We start from the raw sequence: 2,549 nt of genomic DNA, 5'->3' as shown, positions 1-2,549 counted from the left end.
GCGCGGTCCCGCGACCGCGAAACTCACCGATCTCGATCCGGTGCCGATCGGGCCCGAGCCCACGCCGACCCTGCCGGTGACGGTGCGCTCCTTCGACGGCACCGACGTCACCATCACCGACGCGAGCCGCATCATCGCCGTCGACCGCTACGGCACCCTGGCCCAGGTCGTATACGCACTGGGCTTGGGACCCAAGCTGATCGGGCGCGGCACCGTCGCCAACCCCGCGATCCAGAACGTGCCGATCGTGGCCGGCGGCAACGGCTCCTTGAACCTGGAAGGTGTACTGGCCCTTCGTCCTTCGGTGTTCCTGACCGACGACGTCACGGTGACGCCGCAGTTGCGGGAACAGTTGCGCGCGGCCGGGGTGAACCTGGTCTTCTTCGATCCGAAACGGACCATGGACGGCGTCGGCCCGCAGATCGAAGCCGTCGCCGCCGCCCTGGGTGTGCCCGATCGCGGCCGCGCGCTCGCGCAGCGCACCAAGGACGAGATCGCGGCCGCCGTCGCCGCGGTGCCCCGGCAGGATCCGAAGCTGAAGATGGCGTTCCTGTACCTGCGCTCCACCGCCATCACGATGCTGGCCGGCCCCGGCTCCGGCGCGGACACCCTGATCGCCGCGATCGGCGGGGACGACGCGGGCTCCGCGCTGTCCGAGCCGTTCATCACGATCACCAGCGAAGCCATGATCGGCGCCGCGCCGGACGTGCTCATCGTGATGTCCGACGGCCTGAAATCCGTCGGCGGGGTCGACGGGCTGGAGAAGGTGCCCGGCATCGCGCAGACGCCCGCCGGACGCAACAAGCGGGTCGTCGACATGGCCGACACCGTGGTGCTCAGCTTCGGTCCCAACACCGGCCGGGTCATCACGGCCCTCAGCGAGGCCGTGTACGGCGCGAAACCCGCGTGAGCGAACGTAGCGAGCGAACCATGGCACAGTGCGCCTCGCACATGACGGAACCGAGCGCCGGCGAGGTGGAGTCATGAGCGAAACCACCACCGCCGCGAAGCCTGTCACTCCCGCTCCGAGATCGCGTGGACGTTCGCGCACCACAGTGGTTTTCGCGGTCGCGATCCTCGGGCTGATCGGGCTCGCGCTCGCCTCCGCCGCGATCGGGCAGGTGCCGACCACTCCCGCCGAAGTGGCGGGCAGTGTGCTGCACCGGATCGGACTCGACTGGGGACCGATGCCCGCCCATCCCGCCGGTGAGGTGACGCTGTGGGAGGTGCGGTTTCCCCGGGTGCTGCTCGCGATGCTCGTCGGCGCGGCGCTGGCGACCGCGGGCGGACTGCTGCAGGGCGTGTTCGCCAATCCGCTCGCCGAACCCGGCGTGATCGGTGTGTCCGCGGGGGCGGCGGTCGGGGCGGGCACCGTCATCGTGATCGGCGGGGCGTTCGTCGCCGCCTGGTCCGTGGCCGCGGCCGCGTTCGTCGCCGGACTGGCCACTACCGCGCTGGTGTACGTGCTCGCGCGATCCAACGGGCGCACCGAGGTGGTCACGCTGGTCCTCACCGGGGTGGCGATCAACGCGTTCGCGGGTGGGCTGATCGCGTTCCTGCTGTTCGTCGCCTCGCCCGCGGCGCGCGATCAGATCGTGTTCTGGCAGCTCGGTTCACTCAACGGGGCCACCTGGGATTCGGTGAGCATCGTCGCGATCCTGAGCGCCGCCGGCATCACCGCGGCCGTGCTCATCGCGCCCCGCCTGGACCTGCTCGCACTCGGTGAGGCGTCCGCGCGGCATCTCGGCGTCGACGTGGAACGCTTGCGGCGCAATGTGATCCTGATCGTCGCCGTTCTCGCCACCGCGGGCGTCGCGTTCACCGGCATCGTGCTGTTCGTCGGCTTGATCGTCCCGCATCTGGTCCGCATGCTCGTCGGCCCCGGGCACCGCGTGCTGATCCCGTTGAGCGCCATCCTCGGTGCGGTGGTTCTGCTCGCCGCCGACGTCGCCGCCCGCTCCCTCGTCCACAACGCCGACCTTCCCCTCGGCATGCTCACCTCCCTCATCGGCGGCCCCTTCTTCTTCTGGTTGCTCCGCCGCACCCGCGCCCGCGCCGGAGGATGGGCATGAGCGCCGAGGGCGCTGGTGCGTCGAACCTCGGCAAGTCGGCGTTCTTCGTGCTCGACGACGCGGAGAGGGTGGCAGCCGGTGCGGTGGCGGCGTTTTCAGTGCACGCCGGGCAGGGTTGTGCCATCGGATCGGCGAAGCAGCCGAGCGGGTGCGAGTCAGCGCCGCGTCCCTCGGCGTCGCGACCTGACGCCGCGGCGCACTCTCCGAGTCGACTGGTACCGGACCGATACCCCACGGGCGGTGCGGGCGCACCGATCAGCAAGGGTTGTCCGACGCAGGCGGGCCGAGTAGTGCTGCGGTGGCTCGCGTCGCAGTCCCGCCGGGAAGGTCCGCGATGGCGCGAAGGCACGGCGACGGTAGGTCCGCTACCCGGACCTGCCGTTCGGCATCGCGGAGCGGAACCGGACGCTGCGGCAGCGGGCGTACGCGGCACTGCCGCCCGGCGGACGGGTGCTGGTGTTCAACGCGTTCGCCGAC

Annotated in this window: 2 protein-coding genes; both read left to right on the top strand. The window is 71.0% G+C overall.

The genetic code is table 11. The features are described 5' to 3' along the window. Positions 1-910, top strand: a 910-nt coding sequence (locus NBRGI_RS40120; RefSeq protein WP_029903103.1) for a heme/hemin ABC transporter substrate-binding protein, incomplete at its 5' end; no start/stop codon positions are given. Between the two features lie 73 nt (positions 911-983). Continuing rightward, the gene (locus NBRGI_RS40115; RefSeq protein WP_029903101.1) at positions 984-2,072 is read left to right on the top strand and encodes a FecCD family ABC transporter permease; all 1,089 of its coding nucleotides are present in this window, start codon (positions 984-986) and stop codon (positions 2,070-2,072) included. Positions 2,073-2,549 lie beyond the last annotated feature (477 nt).

The sequence above is a fragment of the Nocardia brasiliensis IFM 10847 genome, from assembly GCF_000710915.1.
Classification (GTDB): Bacteria; Actinomycetota; Actinomycetes; order Mycobacteriales; family Mycobacteriaceae; genus Nocardia; species Nocardia brasiliensis_A.
The sequence above is the reverse complement of the archived record's forward strand: the minus strand, read 5'-3'. Positions and strand labels throughout refer to the sequence as shown.